Source organism: Streptomyces sp. B21-105 (assembly GCF_036898465.1).
GTDB lineage: Bacteria > Actinomycetota > Actinomycetes > Streptomycetales > Streptomycetaceae > Streptomyces.
In genome coordinates, this window is the sequence record NZ_JARUMJ010000001.1 from 6,667,371 (window position 1) to 6,693,840 (window position 26,470).

At 72.9% G+C, this 26,470-nt stretch carries 20 protein-coding genes; 15 read left to right on the forward strand and 5 right to left on the reverse strand.

Annotated elements, in window-relative coordinates:
• Positions 1–137 precede the first annotated feature (137 nt).
• Together QA802_RS30175 and QA802_RS30180 are read right to left on the reverse strand one after the other, a co-directional pair.
• Complete coding sequence (locus tag QA802_RS30175; RefSeq protein WP_319172441.1) at positions 138–638, reverse strand: DUF4439 domain-containing protein; 501 nt, start codon at positions 636–638, stop codon at positions 138–140.
• A complete protein-coding gene (locus tag QA802_RS30180; protein WP_334529096.1) occupies positions 635–1,246 on the reverse strand; it encodes a hypothetical protein in 612 nt (203 codons plus the stop codon). The genes QA802_RS30175 and QA802_RS30180 overlap by 4 nt, the downstream gene beginning before the upstream one ends.
• A 285-nt stretch (positions 1,247–1,531) precedes the next feature.
• Here QA802_RS30180 and rimP point away from each other — a divergent pair, with 285 nt between their 5' ends.
• The 9 genes from rimP (at position 1,532) to QA802_RS30225 (ending at position 14,162) form a co-directional block, all read left to right on the forward strand.
• Positions 1,532–2,059: a ribosome maturation factor RimP gene (gene rimP / locus QA802_RS30185; RefSeq protein WP_334529099.1), complete on the forward strand. Its 528-nt coding sequence runs from the start codon at positions 1,532–1,534 to the stop codon at positions 2,057–2,059.
• 2 nt (positions 2,060–2,061) lie between these two features.
• A complete protein-coding gene (nusA, locus tag QA802_RS30190) occupies positions 2,062–3,048 on the forward strand; it encodes a transcription termination factor NusA (protein ID WP_057579509.1) in 987 nt (328 codons plus the stop codon).
• A 102-nt stretch (positions 3,049–3,150) separates the two neighbouring features.
• Positions 3,151–3,447, forward strand: a complete 297-nt coding sequence (locus tag QA802_RS30195; RefSeq protein WP_334529102.1) for a YlxR family protein — start codon at positions 3,151–3,153, stop codon at positions 3,445–3,447.
• Positions 3,448–3,594: 147 nt separating this feature from the next.
• Positions 3,595–6,723, forward strand: coding sequence for a translation initiation factor IF-2 (gene infB / locus QA802_RS30200; RefSeq protein WP_334529105.1), 3,129 nt, complete (start codon positions 3,595–3,597; stop codon positions 6,721–6,723).
• A 266-nt stretch (positions 6,724–6,989) separates the two neighbouring features.
• Positions 6,990–7,283 (forward strand): DUF503 domain-containing protein, encoded by a 294-nt coding sequence (locus QA802_RS30205; RefSeq protein WP_334529108.1) that lies wholly within the window; start codon positions 6,990–6,992, stop codon positions 7,281–7,283.
• Positions 7,284–7,335: 52 nt separating this feature from the next.
• Positions 7,336–7,785, forward strand: a complete 450-nt coding sequence (gene rbfA, locus QA802_RS30210) for a 30S ribosome-binding factor RbfA (RefSeq protein WP_319172334.1) — start codon at positions 7,336–7,338, stop codon at positions 7,783–7,785.
• A complete protein-coding gene (gene truB / locus QA802_RS30215; protein WP_334529113.1) occupies positions 7,785–8,690 on the forward strand; it encodes a tRNA pseudouridine(55) synthase TruB in 906 nt (301 codons plus the stop codon). Before rbfA ends, truB begins: the two co-directional genes overlap by 1 nt.
• A gap of 250 nt (positions 8,691–8,940) precedes the next feature.
• A complete protein-coding gene (locus QA802_RS30220) occupies positions 8,941–13,152 on the forward strand; it encodes a trypsin-like peptidase domain-containing protein (protein WP_334529116.1) in 4,212 nt (1,403 codons plus the stop codon).
• Between the two features lie 53 nt (positions 13,153–13,205).
• Positions 13,206–14,162, forward strand: a complete 957-nt coding sequence (locus QA802_RS30225; RefSeq protein WP_334529118.1) for a bifunctional riboflavin kinase/FAD synthetase — start codon at positions 13,206–13,208, stop codon at positions 14,160–14,162.
• A 138-nt stretch (positions 14,163–14,300) separates the two neighbouring features.
• On the opposite strand, the gene QA802_RS30230 is transcribed toward QA802_RS30225, so the two are convergent.
• The 3 genes from QA802_RS30230 to eccE form a co-directional block, all read right to left on the reverse strand.
• On the reverse strand, positions 14,301–17,669 hold the full coding sequence (locus tag QA802_RS30230; protein ID WP_334529122.1) for an SCO5717 family growth-regulating ATPase: 3,369 nt from the start codon (positions 17,667–17,669) through the stop codon (positions 14,301–14,303).
• 321 nt (positions 17,670–17,990) lie between these two features.
• Entirely contained in the window at positions 17,991–18,785 is a 795-nt protein-coding gene (locus QA802_RS30235) for a hypothetical protein (protein WP_334529125.1), read from the reverse strand.
• The gene (eccE, locus tag QA802_RS30240) at positions 18,782–20,104 is read right to left on the reverse strand and encodes a type VII secretion protein EccE (protein WP_334529128.1); all 1,323 of its coding nucleotides are present in this window, start codon (positions 20,102–20,104) and stop codon (positions 18,782–18,784) included. Before eccE ends, QA802_RS30235 begins: the two co-directional genes overlap by 4 nt.
• Before the next feature lie 209 nt (positions 20,105–20,313).
• Here eccE and eccB point away from each other — a divergent pair, with 209 nt between their 5' ends.
• From eccB to QA802_RS30270, 6 genes are all read left to right on the forward strand, one after another.
• The gene (eccB, locus tag QA802_RS30245; protein WP_334529131.1) at positions 20,314–21,840 is read left to right on the forward strand and encodes a type VII secretion protein EccB; all 1,527 of its coding nucleotides are present in this window, start codon (positions 20,314–20,316) and stop codon (positions 21,838–21,840) included.
• Positions 21,841–21,854: 14 nt separating this feature from the next.
• The gene (gene mycP, locus QA802_RS30250) at positions 21,855–23,162 is read left to right on the forward strand and encodes a type VII secretion-associated serine protease mycosin (RefSeq protein WP_334529134.1); all 1,308 of its coding nucleotides are present in this window, start codon (positions 21,855–21,857) and stop codon (positions 23,160–23,162) included.
• 126 nt (positions 23,163–23,288) lie between these two features.
• Positions 23,289–23,708, forward strand: coding sequence for a WXG100 family type VII secretion target (locus QA802_RS30255; protein ID WP_334529137.1), 420 nt, complete (start codon positions 23,289–23,291; stop codon positions 23,706–23,708).
• Between the two features lie 54 nt (positions 23,709–23,762).
• The gene (locus QA802_RS30260; protein ID WP_334529140.1) at positions 23,763–24,080 is read left to right on the forward strand and encodes a WXG100 family type VII secretion target; all 318 of its coding nucleotides are present in this window, start codon (positions 23,763–23,765) and stop codon (positions 24,078–24,080) included.
• The gene (locus QA802_RS30265) at positions 24,080–25,822 is read left to right on the forward strand and encodes an RNase A-like domain-containing protein (RefSeq protein ID WP_334529143.1); all 1,743 of its coding nucleotides are present in this window, start codon (positions 24,080–24,082) and stop codon (positions 25,820–25,822) included. Before QA802_RS30260 ends, QA802_RS30265 begins: the two co-directional genes overlap by 1 nt.
• 21 nt (positions 25,823–25,843) lie before the next feature.
• Complete coding sequence (locus QA802_RS30270; RefSeq protein ID WP_334529146.1) at positions 25,844–26,413, forward strand: hypothetical protein; 570 nt, start codon at positions 25,844–25,846, stop codon at positions 26,411–26,413.
• The last annotated feature ends 57 nt before the right edge of the window (positions 26,414–26,470 follow it).

Consider the following 26,470-nt stretch of genomic DNA (forward strand, 5'->3'; position numbering starts at 1 on the left):
GCGAGTCGTTCCCTTCCGTCTCCGGTCAAGCCGTGGGCGTCCCCGCAGCCGCTGTCGCCACAGCCACCGCCGCCGTCGTCGCCGACCCCGAACCGTCGCCACCCGGCGCTCGTCCGAGCCGCCGCCTGAGCCGTCCTCTAAGGCGCGGTCGCTCCCGCCGCCGCCTCCGGAGCCGCCGCGGACGCCGATCCCGTGGCCGGATCCGTACCGCCGCGCTCGGCGAGCCCAGGGAAGGCTACGCTCCCGCCCCGCCAGCGTGCCGCGCGGACCGCCGCCTCCCGCAGTGCGGCGGCGGCCTCCCGCCGCCGCGCCCCGGCGGCCGCCCGCACCAGATCGGAGTACACCCCGGCCACCCGGTCCTCCAGCTCGGCGGCGAGCCGGACCGCCGTCGCGGAGTCCGCCACCGGGAACGGCAGCGCATACCCGGCGCTCGCGGCGACCGGATCGGCGCCCAGGCCGCGCACCTCGCGCGCCAGCGCGTCCCGCCGCGCCCGGTGCGCGTCGTAGGCCGCCCGCGCCTCGCTGCTCCGGCCCTCGCCGACACGGCCGCCGACCACTCCGTACCCGTACACGGCGGCGTGTTCGGCGGCCAGCGCCGCCTGCACCGCCGTCAGCTCCGCGCCCGTCTCCCCGCTCATCGCGTCCCGTCCGTCAGCAGATAGGCGTGCGCCGCTCCGGCCGCAGCCACCGAGGCGAGCAGCCGGGCCAGCTCGCCCGGAACATCCAGCAGCTCCGCGGCCCTGCGGTCGGCGAGCGCCCGCTCGGCGGCCGCGAGCCCGACGAGGGTGTCCCGCTCGGTCGCCGGCGCGGCGGCGGACGGCGCGGCGGCGGACGGCGGGGCCGAGGCACCGGCCGCCGCAGTCGCGCCGGGGGCGGAGGGCGAGGAGGAGCCGGCGGCGGAGGGGGAGGCGGTGGGGGAGGCGGTGGGGGAGGCAGAGGGGGACGCCGTGCCGACGCCCCCGAACGCCGCCACATGCCGGACGACCTCCGCCCGCAGCGGAGCCAGCCGCGCCGCCAGCGTCGGATGGACGGCGAGCGCGGCGTCGTACCGCGCCACCAGACCGTCGCTCTCCCGCGCCGCACGCGCGCGTACCCGCTCGGTGACCGACGGGGTGCGGCTCGCGCTCCGCGCGGTCTCCTCGGGCCCGGCGGAGCAGCCCGCCAGCAGAGCGGCACCGGCGGCCGAGGCGAGCAGGGTTCTTCTGCGCGGCCCCGAGGGGGTGCGCGAGGGGTGGGGGAACGGCACGGCAGACGTCCTCGGCGATGTCGTACGGAGCCAGGACCGGCATCCGTACCCGTATCGGTACCGGGACCTGTCCTGGTGGGCGGCGAACCCGTGATCACCGTACCCGCGCGCCCGCCGCGCACCACTCAGCGGCACCACCCGTCGGCACCACTCAGCGGCACCGCGCGCGTGAGCCCCGCCACCCTCCGTGCACAGGTGGACGGCAACACTCCCTGCGACCGGATACCCTTTGACCAGACACGAGCCCCCACCCACAACAGCACACGCGGCCGAGGAGTCACCCGGATGAGCACCACCCAGAGCGAGAGGCTGCGAGAGCTCCTGGAACCGCTCGTCGCCTCCCAGGGTCTGGATCTCGAAGAGATCACCGTGGACTCGGTAGGCCGCAGAAGAGTGCTGAGCGTCGTCGTCGACTCCGACACCGGAGCGGACCTGGACCGGATCGCCGATGTGAGCCGCGCGCTCTCGGCGAAGCTCGACGAGACGGACGCGATGGGCGAGGGCGAGTACACCCTCGAGGTCGGCACCCCCGGCGCGGAGCGCGCCCTCACCGAACACCGGCACTACGTGCGCGCCACCGGCCGTCTGGTCCGCTTCCAGCTCGGCGCGGGCGGCGACCTGGTCGCCCGGATCCTGACGGTCGACGACGAGGGGCTCGACGTCGAGGTGCCCGGCGTGAAGGGCCGCAAGGCCACCGCCCGCCGGCTCGCCTTCGGCGACGTCGACAAGGCGCGCGTACAGGTCGAGTTCAACCGCAAGGACGGCTCGGCCGCCGACCAGAGCGACAGCAACGAGAAGGAAGAGGAGGCGTAGCCGTGGACATCGACATGAGCGCCCTGCGGGGCTTGGTGCGGGAGAAGGAGATCTCCTTCGACCTGCTGGTCGAGGCGATCGAGTCGGCCCTCCTCATCGCCTACCACCGCACCGAGGGAAGCCGCCGTCACGCGCGCGTGGAACTCGACCGGCAATCGGGGCACGTGACCGTGTGGGCGAAGGAGGACCCCGAGGACCTCGAGGAGGGGCAGGAGCCCCGCACGTTCGACGACACCCCGTCCGACTTCGGCCGTATCGCCGCCACCACGGCCAAGCAGGTCATCCTGCAGCGCCTGCGCGACGCCGAGGACGACGCGACGCTCGGCGAGTACGCCGGCCGTGAGGGCGACATCGTCACCGGCGTGGTCCAGCAGGGCCGCGACCCGAAGAACGTGCTCGTGGACATCGGCAAGCTGGAGGCCATCCTGCCGGTGCAGGAGCAGGTCCCCGGCGAGACGTACCCGCACGGCCTGCGCCTGCGGTCGTACGTCGTCCGGGTGGCGAAGGGTGTCCGCGGCCCGTCCGTCACCCTCTCCCGGACGCACCCCAACCTGGTGAAGAAGCTCTTCGCGCTGGAGGTGCCGGAGATCGCCGACGGGTCCGTCGAGATCGCCGCCATCGCCCGCGAGGCCGGTCACCGCACGAAGATCGCCGTAAGGTCCACCCGTTCGGGCCTGAACGCCAAGGGCGCCTGCATCGGCCCCATGGGCGGCCGGGTGCGCAACGTCATGGGCGAACTCAACGGCGAGAAGATCGACATCGTGGACTGGTCGGACGACCCGGCCGAGATGGTGGCGAACGCCCTGTCCCCGGCCCGCGTCTCCAAGGTCGAGGTCGTGGACCTCGGGGCCCGTTCCGCGCGCGTGACCGTACCGGACTACCAGCTGTCCCTGGCGATCGGCAAGGAGGGGCAGAACGCCCGTCTCGCCGCCCGGCTGACCGGCTGGCGGATCGACATCCGTCCGGACACCGAACAGGCTGAGGAATAGATCTCGGCCTGAGTGGGCTGAGATCACGTCAGAGTTCTGTGCGGCAAGCGTTCGACTGCAGCCCCGAAGGGGTGAGGTCGGCGCGGGGAGGTAGACTTAGCTGTGTCTGGCCGGACGCACGCCGGAGCATGCCCTGAACGCACCTGTGTGGGGTGCCGGGAGCGAGCGGCCAAGACGGAGCTGCTGCGCATCGTGGCGATCGAGGACGCATGTGTCCCTGATCCACGCGGTACGCTGCCCGGCCGGGGTGCGTATCTGCATCCCGCCCCGTTCTGTCTCGATCAGGCGGTACGCCGACGGGCGTTCACGAGGGCGTTGCGAGCCCCGGGAGCGCTCGACACAAAGGTGTTGCGCCAGTACGTCGAGCAGACGACCGTTGCCGAGCAGGCAACACCGTAAGAAGGCGTCGCACGGAACCCCCGTGCGGCTCTGGTACCCCGCGAGTTGGAAGTAGGTCGAGATTGCGATGAGCACTCGATGAGCACGCGATGAGTACGCCCATGAAGTAGCGACGGTCCGGACACACCCGGACCTAAAAGGAGCGAAGTGGCTAAGGTCCGGGTATACGAACTCGCCAAGGAGTTCGGGGTGGAGAGCAAGGTCGTCATGGCCAAGCTCCAGGAACTCGGTGAATTCGTCCGTTCGGCGTCCTCGACGATCGAGGCGCCCGTTGTCCGCAAGTTGACAGACGCCTTCCAGGGCGGCGGCGGCAAGTCCGCCAAGCCGGCCCCGCGCAAGGCTGCCCCCAGGCCCGGCGCGCCCTCTCCGGCGCAGGCGGCCCGTCCGGGCCCGGCTGCTCCGCGGCCGGCCGCCCCCAAGCCTCCGACGGCTCAGCAGCCCGCGGCGCCCGCCGCGCCCGCTGCCTCGTCGGCCCCGTCGGCCCCCGCGCCGACGACCCCCGGCCCGCGTCCGGGCCCCAAGCCCGCCCCGCGTCCGGCCCCCGCCGCCCCGGAGTTCACCGCTCCGCCGTCGGCCCCGGCCGCTCCGGCGGCTCAGGCCCAGCCCGCGGCTCCGGCCCAGTCCGCCCCGCGTCCGGCCTCGCAGGGTCCGCGCCCCGGCGCGCCCCGTCCCGCCGGCCGCCCCGGCGCCGGTCAGGGCCAGGACCGTGGTGACCGCGGCGACCGCGGTCAGCGTCCGGCCGCCGCGCAGGGTCCGCGTCCCGGTGGCGCGCCCCGTCCGGGCGGCGCCCGTCCGGCCGGTCCGCGTCCGGGCAACAACCCCTTCACGTCCGGCGGCAACGCCGGCATGGCGCGTCCGCAGGCGCCCCGTCCGCAGGGCGCCCCGCGTCCCGGCGGCCCGGGTGCTCCCGGCGCCGGTCCCCGTCCCCAGTCCCCCGGCGGTCAGGGCGGCGGTCCCCGTCCGCAGTCCCCGGGCGGCGCCCGTCCGAGCCCGGGCGGCATGCCTCGCCCGCAGGGCGCAGGCCCCGGCGGTCCGCGTCCCGGCGGCGGTCCGCGTCCGAACCCCGGCATGATGCCGCAGCGTCCCGCTGCCGGCCCGCGTCCCGGCGGCGGCCCCGGTGGCCGCGGTCCCGGTGGCGGCGGCGGTGCGGGTCGTCCCGGCGGCGGCGGTCGTCCCGGCGGCGGCGGCTTCGCGGGTCGTCCGGCCGGTCCCGGCGGCGGCGCCCGTCCCGGTGGCGGCGGCGGCTTCGCCGGTCGTCCCGGCGGCGGCGGTCCCGGTGGCGGCGGCGGCTTCGGCGGCGGTCGTCCCGGCTTCGGCGGACGTCCCGGCGGCCCCGGTGGCCGTGGTGGCACGCAGGGCGCCTTCGGTCGTCCCGGCGGTCCCGCGCGTCGCGGTCGCAAGTCGAAGCGGCAGAGGCGCCAGGAGTACGAGGCCATGCAGGCCCCGTCGGTCGGCGGCGTGATGCTGCCTCGCGGCAACGGCGAGACCATTCGCCTGTCGCGCGGTGCGTCCCTCACCGACTTCGCCGAGAAGATCAACGCCAACCCGGCGTCGCTCGTCGCGGTGATGATGAACCTCGGCGAGATGGTCACGGCCACGCAGTCCGTCTCCGACGCGACCCTCGAGGTCCTCGCCGGCGAGATGAACTACACCATCCAGATCGTCAGCCCCGAGGAGGAGGACCGCGAGCTGCTCGAGTCCTTCGACATCGAGTTCGGCGAGGACGAGGGCGATGAGGAGGACCTGGTGGTCCGCCCGCCGGTCGTCACCGTCATGGGTCACGTCGACCACGGCAAGACCCGACTGCTCGACGCCATCCGCAAGACGAACGTCATCGCGGGCGAGGCCGGCGGCATCACCCAGCACATCGGTGCCTACCAGGTCTCGACCCAGGTCAACGAAGAGGACCGCGCGATCACCTTCATCGACACCCCGGGTCACGAGGCGTTCACCGCCATGCGTGCCCGTGGTGCCCGGTCGACGGACATCGCGATCCTGGTCGTCGCGGCCAACGACGGCGTCATGCCGCAGACGGTCGAGGCGCTCAACCACGCCAAGGCGGCCGAGGTCCCGATCGTCGTCGCGGTCAACAAGATCGACGTCGAGGGCGCCGACCCGACCAAGGTGCGCGGTCAGCTCACCGAGTTCGGTCTGGTGGCCGAGGAGTACGGCGGCGACACCATGTTCGTCGACATCTCCGCCAAGCAGGGTCTGAACATCGACTCCCTGCTCGAGGCCGTCATCCTCACCGCCGACGCCTCGCTCGACCTGCGGGCCAACCCCAGCCAGGACGCGCAGGGCATCTCGATCGAGTCCCGTCTCGACCGCGGCCGCGGCGCCGTGGCGACGGTCCTCGTGCAGCGAGGCACCCTGCGGGTCGGCGACACGATGGTCGTGGGCGACGCCTACGGCCGAGTGCGCGCCATGCTCGACGACAACGGCAACAACGTCGCCGAGGCCGGCCCGTCGACGCCGGTCCAGGTCCTGGGTCTGACCAACGTCCCGGGTGCGGGCGACAACTTCCTCGTCGTCGACGAGGACCGCACCGCCCGCCAGATCGCCGAGAAGCGTGCCGCCCGCGAGCGGAACGCCGCCTTCGCCAAGCGCACGCGCAGGTTCTCCCTGGAGAACCTGGACGCCGCCCTGAAGGCCGGCGAGGTCCAGCAGCTGAACCTGATCATCAAGGGTGACGCTTCCGGTTCGGTGGAGGCCCTCGAGTCCTCCCTGCTCCAGCTGGACGTCGGCGAAGAGGTCGACATCCGCGTCCTGCACCGCGGCGTCGGTGCGGTCACGGAGTCCGACATCGACCTGGCCATGGGCTCGGACGCCATCGTCATCGGCTTCAACGTCCGTGCGGCCGGTCGTGCCGCGCAGATGGCCGAGCGCGAGGGCGTCGACGTCCGGTACTACTCGGTCATCTACCAGGCGATCGAGGAGATCGAGGCGGCCCTGAAGGGCATGCTGAAGCCGGAGTACGAGGAGGTCGAGCTCGGCACGGCGGAGATCCGCGAGATCTTCAAGTCGTCCAAGCTGGGCAACATCGCCGGTGTCCTGGTCCGCTCGGGCGAGGTCAAGCGCAACACCAAGGCGCGCCTCATCCGCGACGGCAAGGTCATCGCGGAGAACCTCAACATCGAGGGCCTGCGCCGCTTCAAGGACGACGTCACCGAGATCCGCGAAGGCTACGAGGGCGGTATCAACCTCGGAAACTTCAACGACATCAAGATCGACGACGTCATCGCGACGTACGAGATGCGGGAGAAGCCGCGGGCGTAAGCATCCGTGGTGCGCACCGGCCGGCGGGGGATCCTTCCCCGCCGGCCGGTGCGGCGTCCGGCGGACGTGTGAACCGGCGCACATGAGCGGGGCGTGCGAGCGGCGAAGCGTGAGCGAGGGCGCGCGAACGGAGGCACGTGAGCGGAGGCGCGTGAGCGGGGCAAAACCCCGTCGAGTCGCCGCCGTGAACGCTGTACCGTTCTTGATGTCCCTGCCCCCTGGCGGCAGGGCCGTCGATCCCGTACCGGCGGGTGAACCGGTTACACATGTACGTGGGGACCCTGTCCTTCGACCTCCTCCTCGGCGACGTCCACTCGCTGAAGGAGAAGCGTTCCGTCGTCCGTCCGATCGTCGCCGAGCTCCAGCGCAAGTACGCGGTGAGCGCGGCCGAGGTGGACAATCAGAACCTCCACCGCAGGGCCAAGATCGGCCTTGCCGTGGTCTCCGGTGACGCGGAACATCTGACCGACGTCCTGGACCGGTGCGAACGGCTGGTGGCAGCCCGCCCCGAAGTGGAGCTGCTGTCGGTCAGACGCCGCTTGCACGGCGAAGACGACTGACACCGACCGACCACGTGAAGAACGCAACAAGGAAAGAACGGGAGACGGACCAGTGGCCGACAACGCGCGCGCCAAGAGGCTGGCGGACCTCATCCGAGAGGTGGTGGCCCAGAAGCTGCAGCGCGGGATCAAGGACCCGCGGCTCGGTTCCCACGTCACCATCACGGACACCCGGGTCACCGGCGACCTCAGGGAAGCGACCGTCTTCTACACCGTGTACGGCGACGACGAGGAGCGGGCGGCCGCGGCCGCCGGCCTGGAGAGCGCCAAGGGCGTCCTGCGCTCCGAGGTGGGCCGCGCGGCCGGCGTGAAGTTCACGCCGACGCTGGCCTTCGTCGCCGACGCCCTGCCGGACAACGCCCGCACCATCGACGACCTCCTCGACCGGGCACGTGCCGCCGACGAGAAGGTCCGCGAGGTGTCCGCGGGCGCCGGGTACGCCGGCGACGCCGACCCGTACAGGAAGCCCGGCGACGAGGACGAGACGGACGACTCCGCCTGATGAACGGCAAGCAGACCACGCCCGACGGCCTTGTCATCGTCGACAAGCCGTCGGGTTTCACTTCGCACGACGTCGTCGCCAAGATGCGGGGGATCGCCCGGACCCGCCGCGTCGGCCACGCCGGCACGCTCGATCCGATGGCGACGGGAGTCCTCGTCCTCGGCGTCGAGAAGGCGACGAAACTCCTCGGGCACCTCGCGCTCACCGAGAAGGAGTACCTGGGCACGATCCGGCTCGGCCAGACGACGCTGACCGACGACGCCGAGGGCGAGATCACGGGGTCCACGGACGCCTCGAAGGTCACCCGGGACGCGATCGACGCGGGCATCGCCAAGCTGAGCGGCGACATCATGCAGGTGCCGTCCAAGGTCAGCGCCATCAAGATCAACGGCGTCCGCTCCTACAAGCGCGCCCGGGACGGCGAGGACTTCGACATCCCGGCCCGCCCGGTCACCGTCTCCGCCTTCTCGGTGTACGACGTCCGTGACGCCGTCGCCGAGAACGGCACCCCGGTGACGGACCTGGTGGTGTCGGTCGTCTGCTCCTCCGGTACCTACATCCGTGCCCTCGCCCGCGACCTGGGCGCGGACCTCGGCGTCGGCGGCCACCTCACCGCCCTGCGCCGCACCCGCGTCGGCCCCTACAAGCTGGACTCGGCGAAGACCCTCGACCAACTGCAGCAGGAGCTGAGCGTGCTGCCGATCGCCGACGCGGCCGCCGCCGCGTTCCCCCGCTGGAACGTGGACGCGAGGCGCGCCCGGCTGCTTCTGAACGGCGTACGCCTGGAGATGCCCGACGAGTACGCGGGCGCGGGCGCGGTGGCCGTGTTCGACCCCGAGGGCCGCTTCCTGGCCCTGGTGGAGGAGCAGAAGGGCAAGGCGAAGAGCCTCGCCGTACTCGGCTGAGCCGTCCCCCTTCCGGTCTGCCCGTGGAGCGGCGGCGAGCACGGGGTGCTGCGCCGCCGCTCCACGGTCCCCCTCGGTTCCCCCACCCCTAGGCTGTCTCGGACGCGGGGTGTTCATTCACCCGTCCGGGCAGGCGCTCGGAGTGAACCGAGGGAGCGCAGGGGGGCGCTTTCGTTCCACGATCCGCCCCGCTGATCATTCGCGCCTACCGTCGAACGGAGGGCACGCGGGCGCGGTGGGAGGTACGGCGATGGCGGGACGGGGCCCGCGGACACCGCGGCAGGACCTCCTGCGGCAGGACCTTCTGCGGCACGATTCCCCTCGGGGTGCGTCGCGCGACGGCCGGACGGATCCTCACGACACCCGCGACGAAGACCCCGGCGCCCCCTTCGGCGCCGACGCCTCGTTGGTCCGCATCCGCGACCTGGCCGGCCGGCCGCGCGGCGCCGGCTTCGTCGCCGACCACCACGGCACGGTCCTCACCAGCCACGAGACGGTCGACGGCCTCTCCCGGCTCCTGGTGTGCGCGGCGGGCGACCGCAGCTGCGTCGTGAGCGCCGACGCGGTCACCCCGCTGCCCGAGCTCGACCTGGCGATCGTCCGCACCGAAGGCCTGGGCGCGGCCCCGTTGCCGATGACCGTACGGGAGGGCGTCGAGCCCGGCCGGTACGTCCGGCTGGCCGCCGGCTGCTGGCGCGAGGCGAGGGTACTGGGCGAGACGCCCGTGACGTACACGGCCATGGCCACGGACCGTTCCCACGTGCTCGACGGGGCCCTCGAGCTGGCCATCGGCACGGCGGGCCGGGACGCGCTGCGGCCGGCCGGCGGCGCGTCAGGCGGGCCGGTCCTCGACGCCGCCACCGGCGCGGTCGTCGCCGTCCTCGGCACGGCGCTGCGCTCCGGCCCCCGCGACACCGGCTTCGCTGTCACCCTGCGCCCGGTGCCCCCGGTGCCCCCGGTGCCCCCGGTGCCCCCGGTGCCCCCGGTGCCCCCGGTGCCCCCGGTGCCCCCGGTGCCCCCGTCGCCGCCTGGTGACGCCCCGGCGAGCGCCGAGGGTCCGGCGGGCGGGCCGGCCGGGCCGTCGCGAGAGACCCGACACGGGTACGGGACGGGAGTCGGGGTCGGGGACGGGTACGGGTACGGGAGCTTGGGCTTGGGCGGGGCCGTGGGTGCCGGGTCGGTGCACATGCCGGCGACCCGGGTCCCGGACGGCGGTTCGCCGCGCGGGGAGGGCGGGGCGGGTTCGGTACCGGCTCAGGCCGAGGTCGGCGGGCCCCTGGCCGAACTGCTCGCCCGCAACGCGGCGACCGTGCCGGCCTACGGCGCGGATCTCAATCTGGCAGGCGTGCTGGAGCTGACGGCCACCTCCGTCGCCTCGGACGGACCGGCCGGCGCGCTGTCCGGCTGCCTCGGCGGCACCGCCGGCGGTTCCCGTCCCGCCGCGACGGCCCCGGTCGAACGCGCGCAGCCCGCGCGGGAGTTCGCCGCCTTCGCGGTGAGCCCGGCGGCCGTCCTCGGCCTCGTCGGGGCGCCGGGCAGCGGCCGTACGACGGAACTGGCGGCGCTCGCCGCCCGCCGCTACCGGGCGTCCGACCAGGCACCCACCCTGTGGCTGCGCGGCGCCGACCTACGGGCGGACGACGACTCCCTGGCCGACGCGGTCCGCCGCACCCTGGCCCGGGCGGCACGCATCGTGGCCGCCGGGCGGAGCACACCGCGGACGGCCGTTCCCGGCCCGTCCCACCCGCCGGGCACGGCTGGGACCGCGAGGGCCGCCGAGAGCGTGTCGGGAGGGTCGAGCGGGTCGGGCGGATCGGGCGACGCCGGTCCGGGCGACGTCACCCCCGAGCGGCTGGCCCGTCTCGCCCGGGCCGCGGGCCGCCCCCTGCTGCTGCTCCTCGACGGCCCCGAGGAGATGTCCCCGGTCCTCGCCCACCGGCTCGCCGACTGGACGGAGGGCACCGCCCACTGGCTGCGGGAGACGGGCGCCCGACTGGTGGTCGCGTGCCGGGCGGAGTACTGGGAGCGGGCGGGCGCGCAGTTCCCGCCGGAGACGCTGTACGGGACCGCGGCGGTGTCGGGCCCGCTCCCGCCCTGCGTCCGCCTCGGCGACCTCACCCCCGAGGAGGCGCGCGAGGCCCGCGCCCGTTACGCCGTCCCCGAGAGCGCGCTCGCCGCCCCCGACGACCGTCACCCGCTCACCCTCCGCCTCTTCTCCGAAATCCGGGCCGCCCTGCCCGGCGGCGCGGCCCGGACCCCCGGTGACCGGGCGGTCGGTGATCGGCTGCCCGCCGACCTGGCCCCCTTCGACCTGGCCCCCGCCGACCTGGCCCCCCTCGACCGGGACGACGTCTTCGCCGCCCATCTCGACCTGATGTGCCTGCGCATCGCCGTCCGCATCGCCGTCGAGAACGGACTGCGGGGCGCGGCCGTGCGCCGTCTCGCGGTGAAGGTCTCCGGACAGGTGCACGAGGCCGCCCGCCGCAGCCTGGGGCCGGGACAGGGCCAGCTGGACCGGGCCTCGTTCGAAGCGGTGTTCCCCTGGGGGCCGGCGCCCGCCCGGCTCGGCGGCGGCAGCGGCTGGGCGTCCGCCGTCCTCACCGAGGGCCTTCTCGTGCCCGCGGGCAGCGGCTACCGCTTCGCCCACGAGGAACTCGCCGACTGGATCCAGGGCCTCCATCTCGACCTGGACGAAGCGCTGCGCACCCTGGTCCACCGCCCCGCCGACCGGGCCGCCGACCGCCCCGACGCGCCCGGCGGCGACCGTCCGCTGCCCGTGCCGCATCACCGCATCGGCCCCGTGATCCAGGCCCTGCTGCTCCTGGGTCGGCATCAGGGACCTCCTCAACTCGCCGCACGATTGCGCGAGTTGATCCACTCCCTGGAGGCCGACCCCGGCTCCTGGTGGGCCGCCCGGCTGCTCGCCGAAACCCTGCTGCGGGTGCCGGACGCGACGCCGTACACGGGCGTCCTGCGCCTGCTCGCGGACCGTATCGGCGCGGGCCTGGGCACCGGCGCCGATGTCGCGGAGACAGGCGCCCCCGTCGCGGACTTCGGCCCCGGATTCTGGACGCGACTCGCCCTCCCCTGCGACGCCCGCCTCGACCTCCTGCGCCGCCTGGTCCTCGCCGACGGCGCCCCCCACGCCGCGGACGCGCCCCGCTACCTGGACGTCGTGGCCGGCCTCCTCGCGGCCGACCCGGCAGCCGTGCAGCCGCACCTCACCCACTGGTTCGACGACGAGCGCCCGCTGCCCGCGACCCCGCACGCCACCGTGGCGACGGCCGCGCAGGCCCTGTTGCACACCCATCGCCGCCGCGCCCTCGACGATCTCACCGACGTGCTCGTCGACTGCGCCCACCACCGCGCCGCCGAACTGCTCGCCGTACTGGCCGAAGAGGAGCCGTCCGCGCTGTGCCGGGCCGTCGACCGCTGGGCGCACGACGAGCGTCCGCCCAGGCGGCTCGCGGCGGTCGTCCACGCCCTGCGCGCCGCCCCGCACGCCCAAGCCCTGGGCGCCGCGCCGCCCGTCGGCTCGGAGGCCGACCGCCGGCTGCTGCGCCACGCCGCCCTCGCCCTGCTCGCCCGCCCCGCCGACGGGGCCCTGCACGGCGGCGCGCTCGCCCTCCTCGTCGGCGATCCCGAGACCCGGCCCGGGCACCTGTCGCGGGCCCTGCAGCGGTTCGCGGCGGGCGACGACCCGTACCTCCCGCCGAGCGCGCTGCTGCCCGCCCTGTCCTCCGATCCCGGTCCGGTGCTGGACGCGTTCCGGGCGCGGCTGCTCGGCACCGACCGTGCGGACGCGGGCAGGATCCTGCGGACGCTCGCCGACGTCACCGCCCCTACCGCCCCGGCCCGCCGGATCGCCGGCCTGGTCCAGGAGGCCGGCGAGCGCCGGCCGGAGTGCGCGGACCATGTGGCCGCGTACGTCGACCGGCGTCTCGACCACGGGTCCGACGCCCGCGCCGTGCTCCCCCCGCTGGTCACAGGCCTGCTCGCCGAAGGGGGCCCGGAGCCGGTCCGGGCCGCGCTGGCCGCGGTGCTGGCCGCCCCCGGCGCGCCCGGGTCCCGCCCGCTGCGGGACGAACTCCTGGCACACCTCCTCACCCGCGAGCAGGCCCCCGCCGTCCTGGCCGCCGTCCTGTACGGGGCCGCGGGCCGCGACGGCGACGACCTGCGCGACCTCGTCCACCGCGCCGGCCGCCTCCTCGTCCGCACCCCGGAAGGCGCGACCTGCTTCGACCGCGCTCTGGTCGACCTGGGCCGGCAGGTGCCGGGCTTCGCCGCGCAGGTGGTGGCGTGGCTGACGGAGGCGCCGGGGGAGTGGGCCGCGCTGGTCGGCCCGAGCGCCCGCCGCACCGTCGAGAAGCTGGTGGGGGCGGCGAATGCGGCGGGCTCGCGTGGGCCGGGTCACAGCCTCGATGCCGATGCGGGCCGGAAGCACCCGGCATGGCACCCTTAGACCTGCGTAAGAGGCAAGGCTAGACACGGACAAGGGTTCGAGGAGCGGTCACAGTGCAGCGCTGGCGTGGCTTGGCAGACATCCCCGAGGACTGGGGACGCAGCGTCGTCACCATCGGCTCCTACGACGGTGTCCACCGAGGACACCAGCTGATCATCCGGCACGCCGTGGACCGGGCCCGTGAGCTGGGCGTTCCGGCCGTCGTCGTCACGTTCGACCCGCACCCCAGCGAGGTCGTCCGTCCCGGCAGTCATCCGCCCCTGCTCGCCCCGCACCACCGCCGCGCCGAACTGATGGCGGACCTCGGGGTCGACGCCGTCCTCATCCTGCCGTTCACCACCGAGTTCTCGAAGCTCTCGCCTGCCGAGTTCGTCGTGAAGGTCCTGGTCGACAGGCTGCACGCCAAGGCGGTCGTCGAGGGACCGAACTTCCGCTTCGGCCACAAGGCGGCGGGCAACGTCGAGTTCCTCATCGAGCAGGGCAAGGTGTACGACTTCGAGGTGGAGGTCGTCGACCTGTACGTGCGCGGCGAGGCCGGCGGCGGCGAACCGTTCTCCTCCACCCTGACCCGGCGTCTGGTCGCGGAGGGCGACCTCGCGGGCGCGGCGGAGATCCTCGGCCGTCCGCACCGGGTGGAGGGCGTCGTGGTGCGCGGGGCCCAGCGCGGGCGCGAGCTCGGCTTCCCGACCGCCAACGTCGAGACCCTGCCCCACACCGCGATCCCGGCGGACGGCGTCTATGCGGGCTGGCTGCACGTGGACGGCGAGGCGATGCCCGCCGCGATCTCCGTCGGCACCAACCCGCAGTTCGACGGCACCGAACGCACGGTGGAGGCGTACGCGATCGACCGCGTCGGCCTCGACCTGTACGGCCTGCACGTCGCCGTCGACTTCCTGGCCTTCGTGCGCGGCCAGGCGAAGTTCGACTCCCTGGACGGGCTGCTGGTGCAGATGGCGGAGGACGTGAAGCGCTGCCGGGAACTGGTGGCGGCGCAGAAGCAGGACCGGTAGCAGACCGGTAGCAGGGACGGTAGCGGTGGCCGGGGGGCTGTTTCGGCCCGTCCGTCCGGCGAACGGCCGAGGGGCGGCCGGTGTCTTGGGACACCGGCCGCCCCTCGGCCGTTTCGGGTGCTCGGTACTGCTCTCCCGCTACTGCTGCGGCTGCTCGGGCTGCTGCGGGTAGCCGTAGCCGGCCGGGGGATACCCCGGGTGCGGCTGTTGCTGCGGGTGCTGCTGGGTCTGGGGCTGGGGCTGGGCGTAGGGTTCCTGGCCCGGCTGCGGCTGCGGTTGTGGCTGCTGCGGCGGATACGGCTGACCCGGCTGCTGCGGGTACGGCTGGGCCGGCGGTTGCCCCTGGGGCACGCCCTGCTGCGGGTACGGCTGGCCGGGCTGGGGCGGATAGGGGTAGCCCGCCTGGGACGGATAGGGCTGCTGTCCCGGCATGGGTTGGCCCGGCATCGGTTGCCCCGGCATGGGTTGCCCCGGCATGGGCTGTCCGGGCATCGGCTGTCCGGGCATGGGCGGGGCTGCCACCGGGGGCGGGTTGCCGTCGTTGGTCCACAGCCCCTGACGCTGCTGGTGGCGGATGAAGTCCTCCGCGACCAGCGCCGTGAGGTTGAAGTACGCCTCGCGCACCTTGGGCCGCATCATGTCGAGGTCCACCTCCGCGCCCGCGGCGAGGTGCTCGTCGAACGGCACGACGACGACACCGCGGCAGCGGGTCTCGAAGTGCGCCACGATGTCGTCCACCTTGATCATCTTGCCGGTCTCGCGCACCCCGGAGATCACCGTGAGGGACCGCGAGACGAGCTCGGCGTACCCGTGCGCGGACAGCCAGTCCAGCGTCGTGCTGGCGCTGCTCGCGCCGTCCACGGACGGTGTGGAGATGATGATGAGCTGGTCGGCGAGGTCGAGCACCCCGCGCATCGCGCTGTAGAGCAGACCGGTGCCGGAGTCGGTGAGGATGATCGGGTACTGGTTGCCCAGCACCTCGATCGCACGCCGGTAGTCCTCGTCGTTGAAGGCGGTGGAGACCGCCGGGTCGACGTCGTTGGCGATGATCTCCAGGCCGGACGGCGCCTGGGAGGTGAACCGCCGGATGTCCATGTACGAGTTGAGGTACGGGATCGCCTGGACGAGGTCACGGATCGTCGCCCCCGTCTCCCGGCGCACCCTTCGGCCGAGCGTTCCGGCGTCCGGGTTGGCGTCGATCGCGAGGATCTTGTCCTGGCGTTCGGTGGCCAGGGTCGCGCCCAGCGCGGTGGTGGTCGTGGTCTTGCCCACGCCGCCCTTGAGGCTGATGACGGCGATCCGGTAGCAGGACAGCACCGGAGTGCGGATCAGCTCCAGCTTGCGCTGCCGCTCCGCTTCCTCCTTCTTCCCGCCGAGCTTGAAGCGGGAGGACGCGGCAGTCGGCCGTCCGCTCTTCGCCTTCTGCTTCTTGTTGTTGAGCAGCCGGTCGGACGACAGCTCCACCGCGGCCGTGTAACCCAGCGGCGCGGCACCGGGGTTGACCGGCTGCCGCTGGTCGTGCTGGATCGGCTGCGGCCAGGCGGCCCCGGCCCGGGGGTCCACCGGCTGCTGGGGAGCCTGCGGGGCCTGCGGCTGCTCGGACTGCGGTGCGTGCGGTGCGTGCGGTGCGTGCGGAGCCTGAGGCGTGTACGGCTGGGGGAAGCCGTACGCGCCGGGTGCCCCGGGAACCCCGGGGACGCCGGGCGGGGCAGGCGGGGTCGGCTGGGGGAGGTTCTGCGGTGCCGTCGGCGGGAAGTCCTGACCGCCCGCCGCAAGGGGCTGCCCGTCCGGCTGCGGAATCCCGGGCTGCGGGAATCCGGGCTGCGCCTGGGGGGCCTGGGCAGCCTGCGGCTGCGGTGTCTGCGGTGCCTGCGGTGCCTGCGGTGCGGGCGGCTGGGGGAACCCGTAGCCACCGGGGGCGGCAGGCGGCGTCGGGTGGGGGTGCTGGTGCGGCTGCGGTGCGGCGGGAGGCGTCGCCGGGCCCGCGTTGGGCTGCGGGAACCCGTAACCGCCGGGGACGCCCGGCGGGTTCGGGACAGGGGCGACGCCGGGAGGCGGGAAACCGTAGCCCGGCTGTGGGGCCTGCTGCTGAGGGGCCGGAGGCTGTTGCGGTGCCTGCACCTGCGGCTGCGGGGCCTGGAGAGCCGGGGGGTGAGGAAAGCCGTAACCGGGCTGCGGTCCCGCCGGAGCGTGCTGCTGCGCCGCCGGGTTCCAGCCGGTCGGCGCCTGAGCCGCAGCGTCGGCAGGCTGCGGCTGCGGCTGCGCCGGCCACTGGGCCGCCGCCGCAGGTGCCGCGGGCTCGTACGACGGCGGCAGCGGCGGCAGTTCGCCGTGCGGGGCCGGCGGGGGAGTCCAGGAGGCCGGGGCGGCGGGAACGGCGTGCTGGGGAGCAGGAGCGTCACCCTGAGGAGGGCTGTCCTGCGGCTCGGCCGCGGGTTCCGGGGCGGCGGCCACGACGGCGGCGTCTTGCGGAGTCGGTTCCGTCACGCCATCGGCGTCCGAGCCCTCGGGCCGGGCCTGGGCCCCGGTTCCGGGCTCGTTTCCGGGCAGGGCACCGGCCGTAGCGTCCGCCTCTGCCTCCGCCCCGGCGTCCGCGTCCGCATGCGCAGGCTTTTCTGCATCGGTCGCGGACGACGACGGTTCCGAGGCATCCGCGGGGTCGATCGCCTCAGCGACCTCGGACACCGGGGAGACCTCCGGGGAGACCTCCGGAGAGGCATCCGTGGTCGTCCCGATGGGCTCGGCCGCCTCGTCGGACCGGATGGGCTCGACGGGTTCGACGGCCGTCTCGTCGGCACCGCCGGGACCTGTGGCGTTGACGGGTGCTTCGTTCTCGGCGGCGGTGGTGTCATCCGTCTCGGAGGGCTTCTCGTGGTCAGCCTGCACCGTGGCGGCGTGTTCCGCGATGTCGCGCCGGAGAGCAGCCGAAGAGAAGCGCATGGTGGCGCCGCTCTCGAGGTCGCCGTTGCCGGCGTCACCCTCTCCGGGGCCCGCGTCGGCGCCCGAGCCCGCAACCCCCCACGGCGCCCCCGGCTGCCCTGGGGGCTGCGGCTGGAAACCGCCGCCCGGCGAAACGCCGGGCACGGGGGCCGGCTCTGCGGGGAAGGGCGCGGCAGAAGGCACGGCGGGATTCACCGGGCCGGCAGGATTCACCGGCGCGCCCGGCGCGCCCGGCGGGGGAGGCGTGGCCGGCGCGAACGGCGCCGACGGCACCCCCGGAGCAGACGGCGTAACCGGGCCACCGGGACCCGCCGGCCCATCCGGACCCCCCACGCTCCCCGGGCCCCCCGGAGTTCCGGGCGCCGGCGGCGCAGCAGGAGCGGCAGGCGTGCCGGGCGCGGGCGTCGCGCCCGATGCCGAACCGCCGCCCGCGTTCTGCGTGTACCAAGCCGGCGGCGCGTAGTCGATGGTGAACTCGCCCGTCGCCTCGATGGCCGATTCCGCGTCGGGCTGGTCATCGCCGGGTGTGGCCCAGCCCCCGCGGATGCCGTCCCGATCGCTGCTCACAGTTCCTCCTGGTTGGTCGAGCACCCTCATGCCGTGCCGAAGCGACCGTTTTCTGTCGTCCGATGTGGGTTCGCGGCCGTCTGACGTCGTCGGATGTGCGGGCCCTCCCCCGGGGACGCCGACGTCCACCCCTCGGTTTCCGGCCCTGCGCCCCGTACCAGCCTAATCACCGAACGGCCCGCCTCGGCAGGCCCGCCCAGCACTCGGCACCGGTCCGTCACGTCACACACCGCCCGAAAGGCCGCGCGGGCACGCCGGAGTGCGCGACGAAACGGCCATAGTGCCCGAAGTGCCGCGCAGTTGACGGAGCCGCGGCGGGCCTCAGTCGATTCGTCTGGGCGTGCCCAGCAGCCCGATCTCCGCGTCGGTGGGCTGGGTCATCACATACTGACGGTCCCGGTCGCCGCACCACAGCGTGAAGCCGTCGGCGAGGGCGGGCAGGGCCTCCACGTCACGTGGGGGCAGTGTGAGGGCGCGGCCGAGTTCCGTCGCCTCGTCCGGCGAGATCCGCTGCACGCCCACGAGCCGGGCCTGCCGGATCAGCCGGGGAGCGACCGGGCTGAGGTACGGCAGCAGGGTCAGCACGGACTGCCAGGGCCCGGAGGCGACCCGTCCGCGCGGCGGGCGCATTCCGCAGTCCCGCACCACCAACGCGGGCGTGCCCGCGGAGGCGCCCTGCGGAGGCACCCGTCCGACCTCGTACACCGCCAGCCCGTTCTGCCCGCCGCCCATCGCGTGCACCATCTGCACCCAGGCCTGCGGCCGCCCCGTCTCCACGGCCACCCGGGCGCCGGTGGCCGCCGCCCTCAGCGCCAGCACCTGCGCCGTCCACAGGCCGCCGATCAGGACGACGTCGTACGGCGTTGGCCGGTTGATGCCCAGCACGGCCGGCCGCCCCTCGGCGTCCACACCGATGACGACACCGTCGTCCCCGATGGGCAGGGTGAGCGCCTGAAGTTGCTCCAAGGACGCCGAATGGCGGCCGTGCCGCGGCCCGAGGAGACCGAAGCCGCTGCGCGGCGAACGGCGGCCGGAACGGTCCGACCGGCCGGAACGCCCGGCGGGCGGCTCCGGCTCACCGGAAGGGGTGGTCGCGTGTGGTGTCGTCGCCGTCATCGGGCACCTCCGAGGGGCAGCGTCGCGAGCATGCCGGGCACCTGCTCCCGGTCGAGGCGGGCAAGGCCCGCGCCGGTGTGCCGGGCCGCGCCCTGCACCGCGCGCCGGGCCGCCACGAGTTCGTCGTCACTGCGCCCGGTCACCCGGATGTGCCCGGACAGGGCCACCTCCTGCCGTTCGCCGCGCGCGAGCGTGACGCTGAACGTGGTGGCGAGCGCGGGAACGGCCGTGACGAGGGCGACGAACTGCGGCAGCGAAGGGCCGGCGCCGCCCAGCGCGGGCCAGCGGCGCAACCAGTACGTGGTGTGGCGGCGGTTGTCGCACCGCCAGCTGCGGCCGGTCTCCTCGGTCCGCCGCTCCAGCTGCCCGGTCCGCCCGGCCTCCGCCGTGACCAGCGGATTGGCGCAGGCCGACGTGGCGACGGCGGCGGTCAGCTCCTCCTCGTCGAGGACGGTCGCCCGGAACCCCGCGCCGGTCAGCCGGCTCGCGAGATGGTCCGCCGCCCGCACGACGCACTTCTGAGCCCCGGTCAGGCCGCCCCCGCGGACCGCGACGGCCTCCGGGCACAGCTCCGGATCCAGCTTCAGCGCGATCCAGGTGATCCGCACCGCGGGCGCCCCGGTCTGCTCCTGCAGCGGCGCGTAGTTGGCCACCGCCACCGACTGCCGGGGCAGGTGCAGGGCGGGCGCGGGCTGCGTGTGCAGCACGATCTGCGCGGACTCAAGGACGATGCCGTCCACTTCGAGGGCGTCCGCCACCAGCGCGAGAGGCAGCGGCTGACGGTCCCGCTCGGCCCGCAACGCGGTCGCGTCCGCCTGCACTTGCAGCACGACGGTGACGAACGTGCCGTCCCCGACGAGCCCGACGGGCCGCCGGTCGCGCCCGCCGTACGTGTAGGTCCGCAGACCGGGATCGCACTCCACGGCCGGACCGAACCCCGGTTCCGTGCCGGCCGGTATCCCGAGCCGGTCGGCCCGGCGCCGACGGGCCTTCAACGCCCGTGCGGTGGCCAGCCATTCCGGCAGCGAGCGCCCCCGGCGACGGGCGAAGGCGAGCACCACCAGCGCGACGGCGACGACTCCCGCCGCGATCAGCGCCACGGGCCCGGCCACCCAGCCGACGACCATCACCGCCGCCGCGATCTCCAGCAGGACGAGGCGTTGCACCCGGAATGCCCCGCCTTGCGCCGTGCGTGCCCTGAGGTGCGGCGTCCCGGACGCCGACGGGTTACCGCTCCGCTCGGGCGGCCGCGGACCGGGCTGCGCGGAGCCCCGGTTCCGCGACCGGCCGACGGAGCGCACGCCCGTTCCCGAAGCCATCACTCCATCTCCCCGTTCCGTTCACGAATCATCCGTGTTCCAGCACCGCACACGGCACTCGACGGCCCGGGAACCCTACCCGCTCCCCGAGTCCCCAGGGCTACCGGGCATAGTAGGTGCCCGCTCTGACAACGAAAGACGGGGAACCGGGCCCGCCCGCGCAGCAGATACCCGCGGATCGGCCGGAAAACGGGGAGTGACGAGCACAGATGGCATCTCGGCGGGACCAGCTCAACGCCTACACCTTCGCGAAGCGCAGGATGCTCGCGGCCTTCCTGCAGTCGTCGCCCGACGGCTCGGAGGAGGGGGCGCCGCGACCGCTGCGCGGAATCCTGCCCGGCATCGTGGTCGGGGTGATCGTCATGGCCGTCTTCGGGGCGTGGGGCATGTTCAAGCCGACCGCCCCCAAGGGCTGGGACCAGCCCAACGCCAAGGTGATCGTCGCGAGCAAGTCGACCACCCGCTACGTCGTCCTGCGGACCGGCAAGGAGGTCCAGCTGCACCCGGTCCTCAACATGGCTTCCGCGAAACTGCTCCTCGAGGAGGGGCAGGGCGACGTGGTGACGGTCTCGGAGTCCGTCCTCGACAGCGGCAAGGTTCCGCACGGCGTGACCGTCGGCATCCCGTACGCCCCCGACCGGCTGCCCTCGGCGTCCGAGGCGGGCACCTCCAAGCGCTGGGCGGTCTGCGAGCGGCCGGGGGCGGGAGGCGGGGCGTCCGTCCAGAAGGCCGCGCTGGTGCTGGCCTCCCGTGAGAAGGCGGCCACCGAGGGCTCGGAGCGCCTGCACGGCGGCCAACTGCTCTACGTGGCGGGCCCGGACGGCAAGCGCTTCGTCGTGGACGCGGCCGGCACGGCGTATCCGGTGGGCGACGACGACGAGTTGCTGCTGCGCGCGGTGGTCGGTTCCGGACGGCAGCCGCAGCGGGTCTCCGCGGAATGGCTGGCGACCCTCCACCAGGGCGACCCGATCGCTTTCCCGGACGTCCCCGGACAGCCCGGCTCCGCGGCCGGTGCGCCCGGCCAGCTGGACGAGGCGGCGAACAAGATCGGCATGGTGCTCAAGGCGTCCGACAACAACAAGGCCCAGTACTACGTGGTGGTGCAGGGCCGGGTCGCTCCCGTGTCCGCTTTCGTCGCCCAGCTGCTGCTGTTCAGCAAGGAACTGGCCCCGCTCGGCCAGGCCGGTCACGCCCGCGAGATGAGCCCCGGCGCGATCGTGCCGGGCGGGCCGTTCGGCACCGAGCGCCACTGGCCGACGGGGAGCCCCGTGCCGGTCAACGAGGCGTCGTCGGCCGCCGGGAGCCGCAGCACGGTCTGCACCGTCCTGCGGGGCGTGAACGCCGGAACGGGCGCCACGACCCTGAGCACCTGGGCGGGCGACGACTTCCCGGCCAAGCTGGCCACGGGCTCCTCCAGCGCCTACGTCACCCCGGGCTCCGGCCAGCTCTACCGCCAGTTCCAGGGCGAGGAGACCAAGGCCGGGCCGGTCTTCCTCGTCACCGACACGGGACTGCGTTACGTCCTGCAGTCCAACGGCGACAGCGCGACCGACGACGCGGGCATCGGCACCACCCCCGAGCAGCGCGAGAAGCAGCAGCAGGAGGCCAAGCAGGCCCAGACCCTGCTGGGCTACAAGGACGTCGACCCGGCGCCGATCCCGGCCGCCTGGTCGGAGTTCCTGCCCACCGGTCCCCGCCTGTCGACGGCGGCGGCCCGCCAGCCCCAGGGCTCGTGAGAAGGGAGACGGCGATGGCACCGCATACGGCGACGAAGGCGCTCGGTACGACGTCGGACCGGCCCTCTACCTGGGCCCTGCGGGCGACGTTCGCGACGGCCGCCGCCCTCCTCACGACCGCCACCGTCCTCGCGCCCCCCGCGGCGGCCGCACCGGCGGCGGGCAAGCTGCCCTACTCCGACCAGTGCGCGTTCCCCAACGGCGACTACCCCGGCCGCCCCTGGTCCCTGCAGCGGGTCCTGCTGGACGAACTGTGGAGCCGCTCCAAGGGCAAGGGCGTCCGCGTGGCCGTCATCGACACGGGCGTGGACGTCAAGAACCCGCAGCTCGCCCGCGCGGTGGACGTGAAGGCCGGCCGCAACCTCCTGCCGAAGAACCTCAAGGACGAGGACGGCGACCCCATCGAGCGCGGCAACGAGAACGGCACGACGGACACCGTCGGCCACGGCACCAAGGTCGCCGGCATCATCGCGGCCCGCCCCCTCGACGGCACCGGCTTCGTGGGCCTGGCCCCCGAGGCGACCATCATCCCGATCCAGCAGAACGACGCCGAGGGCCACGGCGACACCAAATCCCTCGCCCAGGCGATCCGGTACGCCGCCCAGGCGGGGGCCGGGGTCATCAACATCTCGCAGGACACCTCCAACGCGCTGAAGCCGTCCCCCGACCTGGAGAAGGCGATCGACGAGGCGCTGGCCCGCAAGATCGTCGTCGTGGCGTCGGCGGGCAACGACGGCCTCGGCGGCAACATCAAGGAGACGTACCCCGCCTCCTACGACGGCGTTCTCGCGGTGGCCGCCTCCGACCGCAACAACGAACGCGCCTCCTTCTCCCAGTCCGGCGAGTTCGTCGGCGTCGCGGCCCCCGGCGTCGACATGATCTCCACGGTGCCCCAGGGCGGCCACTGCTCCGACAACGGGACGAGCTTCTCCGCGCCGTACGTGGCGGGCGTGGCCGCGCTGCTCAAGGCACGGCACCCGGACTGGACCGCACGCGAGATCGTCGCCCAGATCGAGCAGACCGCGGAACGCACCATCGCGGGCCACGACCGCCTGGTCGGCTGGGGCGTCGTCGACCCGGTCCGCGCCCTGACGGAGGACGACCGCCCCATCGAGTCGCCGCGCCCCGAAGGCGGCCTGGGCAAGGCCGAGGCCCCGTCCCCCGCCAAGTTCCAGATCGGCGAGACCCCCGACGAACGCAACACCCGCCTCGCCACCTACGTCACCGTCGCCGCGGCCGTCCTCGTCGCCGGCCTCACCGGCACAGCGGTCGCGATCCGCGACGCCCGCAAACGCTCACGCCGGCTCGCGGGGGCGGAGTAGCGGCGCGGAAGGGCCGACGTACCTGACCTCGGGGCGAGTTGAGGCGTGTAGGGGGCACGGACTTATGGGATCATCGCAACAGCAAGCGACTTGGGATGCCGATGCGTCGGGGGACGGAGGTAGGCCATGGGCGTGCCCGGAGCCGGCTCGGGGCAGGGGAGCGGCCCGAATCTGCGTGTGACCGCGACGGATCTCACCAAACTCGCCGGCGACCTCGACGACATGCAGGATCACCTGGACAAACAGGTGCAGCGCATGGACGCGATCGTCGACCGCATAGAGGCCGGCTGGCGCGGCCCCGCGGCGTCGGCGTACCGCGACTTCCACCGCGCGGCGGCCGAGGACGCCGTACGCATCCGTGAAGTGATGAAGCTGCTGGAGGAGGCGGTACGGCTGAGCCGCGACGGCTTCTCCCGGGACGACCTCGAAGTGCTCGCACACATGCGGCAGATCCAGGTGGACGTCGACAGCGAGGTCGCCCGTCTGTCGACCCCGAACACCGACCCGCCGCCGACAGCACCGCGCAGCAGCCTCGACGACCTGTAGGCCGCCCCGAGCCCTTTCCGGAAAAGTAGTTGTTGAGACGACCACAGGGGGATCATGTCGACCGGCGCCGCACCCGACGACGAGTACATATCCGTTTCCTTCGCCACCCTCGACGAGTTGGCTGCCGATCTCGAGGACGTCCTCAAAAAGCTCAACGGCAAGCTGGACGACCTCTACGACCGGGTCGTGCCGGTCGTGTTGTCGTGGCAGGGCGAGACCCGAGAGGTCTTCGTCGACAAACTCGACGAGTGGGACCGCTCCGCCCAGGACTTGCAAGCCGCCCAGAAATGGCTCCACGACTACGTCACCACGGGCCGCACCAACTACACGGCCGCTCACCTCGCGGTGCTACGGGGCTGGGGGGCGGTCTGATGGCCGAGCGGCCCACGGACGAGGAGCGCGCCCAGGAGAGGGCGCAGGCCCGGACCCGCTCGCCCAAGTCGAGCGGCGGTGGATTCGACGTACAGCCGCAGCATCTGCACTACACAGCGCTCGTGGTGCGTGACGGGCAATTCGACTACGACAAGGGTGCCACGGCGCTCGTCGACGCGTTGAACCAGTACAGCCAGTCGGCGGGAACCGGATGGGGCGCGGACTCCTTCGCCTCGGTGTACAAGTCGGTGAACGAGAAGTTCCTGGAGCTCTGGGCGAAGAGCGTGGTCAGCGTGGGCGGGGTCGCCGTCGGTCTGACGGACACGGCCAACAAATACACCCAGGCCGACTGGCACGCCCGCAAGATGTATGGCCCGCCGCCGGTGGAGAAGCCTCTGCCTGCCGTCATCGACAAGCCGCCCCGGTATGGCCCGGTCAACGACATCAAGTGGTCCGGCACCGGCGAGGACGCCGACTCCTGGGACATCTCCGGGATGCTCGGAGAGATCCCGGACTTTCTGGCCGACGTCATCCGGCCCGCGATCGAGCACGGCCTCAACCTCGGCAAGATGCCTGAGATCACTCCGGGAGCCAGGGACCAAGAACTCAAGGGCATGGCCACGGCCTGGCGTGCAGTCGAGAAGGACGCCAAGGCGGTGTCGGACGACTTCAACGGCGCCATCAAGTTCATCACCAACAACAAGGGCAACGACGAGTGGCAGGGCGCGATGAAGGCGTTCTGCCAGACCATCTGGGGCACCACAGAATGGGGCAGGACTTACGACGCTCAGGGCAACCGGGCTTCCATGGGCCGCAGTTGGAAGACCAACCGCAATGTGGTGCCGGCGAAGCAGCGGCCCATCATCGAGATCCTCCGTCAAACCGCCAACACGGTGCAGGAGACCCTCGACCACTTGGCCGACGTGCGCGTCAAGACCGCGGAGACGACGACCCGGCTCGGCGAGGAGGCCGCGAAGGCGACGGCCAAGGATCTCACCACAGGCCTCGACCTGTCCGAGATGACCCGGCTTGCGGCGACGATGGCCTTCGGTGAGATCGTGCTGACCTTCCGCTCACACATGGACAAGGCCGCCGCTGACGCTGCGGTCGCGAAATACCACCAGGAGTTCAGCGACGCCGCCACCAAGCTGCTGGCGCTGGAGGTCGAGCTGGACGAGGCGCTGCTCAGTGTGCCCACGTTCCGAGCGGAGGCGGCGCGCGCGGCAGCGTACGGCGCCCGCTCCCTGAACGACTTCAAGAAAGAGCACAGCTGGCAACGGACCGAGAACCAGATTCCCTACAAGTATTCCATGGACCTGGTCACCGAGGAGGAACTGTACGGGGGCCACAGTATCGACAAACACGTCGGCCTGACGGACGCCCAGCTGACCCAACGGTTGCGGGACGAGGCGAACGGCGCGGGAATGCCGCAGATCCCTGCAGCTTCCACGTTTACCGATCTGGATTCTGCTCAAGAATACACCCAGTATAATATACGGAGCAATTCTGCGAAAATTGACAAGTGGCTGGAGAATCCGCCGCCTGACCCTCTGAAGAATGAATTTAGCGTTCCTTCGGTCACCGATGGAGTCTTGGGGTCTCCTGTGGTGACCGGGCGTACAGCACCAGTAGTGGGGAGTAACCCGACTCAGCCGCGAGACGCCCATGGCGTCCTCACAATTTTGAAGTACGAACCGAGTCTGGACCCGCCGTTCGTCGTCCTGACGTCCATGCCCGCATGATGACGAATGAGGAGGTGCCGGATGAGACAGCTGGATGCAGAGTCGTGGGCTCGGGCGCTCAGTATGTACGCGCGCAGGTACACGGTTGCCAAGGTGACGAGCCGAAAGCACGAGGACTGGGCGCTTGACCTGCGCGCCTTGATGCACGGTGACACGGCCGACAATCGCGGCTGGCGGTTGTGCGATCCACTTTTGGGGGAGTTTGAGAGGCTACGCGATCCCTACTACCCCTTCATGGTGCCGTCCGACGACCCTTCGGCTCTCGACGCCTGGAAGACCCGACTGCAAGAAATTCCGCTTCCTTCCGCCAAGAGATTCCTCGTCGCTTTGTCAACGCTCTGGCTCAATGTAGAGAAAGAGGAGCACTTTGACGAGCGCAGGGCATCCTTGGAGGGGAAAGCCGACATCATCCTGTCCCGCTTTCCGCAAGGTTCCCGATTCTATGCAAATACAGGGCGGGACAGTGAGAATCTCGACTATTACAAGCGGATTCCCGGCTGTAATACGATTTCCGTGCACCTCTGGGATCTCGGGCTGTTCCTCGTCTCTGATTCGGAGGTCGGGATGGTCTGGTCCTTCCATGCATGGTGACCGAGGAATCAATCAGGCCCCGGCGTGCGTGGTATTGCCCGCGTCCCAGAACGCTTG

Coding starts and splice junctions, on each gene's coding strand:
- eccE (WP_334529128.1), bottom strand. CDS start 20,104: ATGGCTTCGGGAACGGGCGTGCGCTCCGTCGGCCGGTCGCGGAACCGG.
- QA802_RS30205 (WP_334529108.1), top strand. CDS start 6,990: ATGTACGTGGGGACCCTGTCCTTCGACCTCCTCCTCGGCGACGTCCAC.
- rimP (WP_334529099.1), top strand. CDS start 1,532: ATGAGCACCACCCAGAGCGAGAGGCTGCGAGAGCTCCTGGAACCGCTC.
- QA802_RS30255 (WP_334529137.1), top strand. CDS start 23,289: ATGGGCGTGCCCGGAGCCGGCTCGGGGCAGGGGAGCGGCCCGAATCTG.
- eccB (WP_334529131.1), top strand. CDS start 20,314: ATGGCATCTCGGCGGGACCAGCTCAACGCCTACACCTTCGCGAAGCGC.
- QA802_RS30175 (WP_319172441.1), bottom strand. CDS start 638: ATGAGCGGGGAGACGGGCGCGGAGCTGACGGCGGTGCAGGCGGCGCTG.
- QA802_RS30235 (WP_334529125.1), bottom strand. CDS start 18,785: ATGACGGCGACGACACCACACGCGACCACCCCTTCCGGTGAGCCGGAG.
- QA802_RS30220 (WP_334529116.1), top strand. CDS start 8,941: ATGGCGGGACGGGGCCCGCGGACACCGCGGCAGGACCTCCTGCGGCAG.
- truB (WP_334529113.1), top strand. CDS start 7,785: ATGAACGGCAAGCAGACCACGCCCGACGGCCTTGTCATCGTCGACAAG.
- QA802_RS30265 (WP_334529143.1), top strand. CDS start 24,080: ATGGCCGAGCGGCCCACGGACGAGGAGCGCGCCCAGGAGAGGGCGCAG.
- QA802_RS30260 (WP_334529140.1), top strand. CDS start 23,763: ATGTCGACCGGCGCCGCACCCGACGACGAGTACATATCCGTTTCCTTC.
- mycP (WP_334529134.1), top strand. CDS start 21,855: ATGGCACCGCATACGGCGACGAAGGCGCTCGGTACGACGTCGGACCGG.
- QA802_RS30270 (WP_334529146.1), top strand. CDS start 25,844: ATGAGACAGCTGGATGCAGAGTCGTGGGCTCGGGCGCTCAGTATGTAC.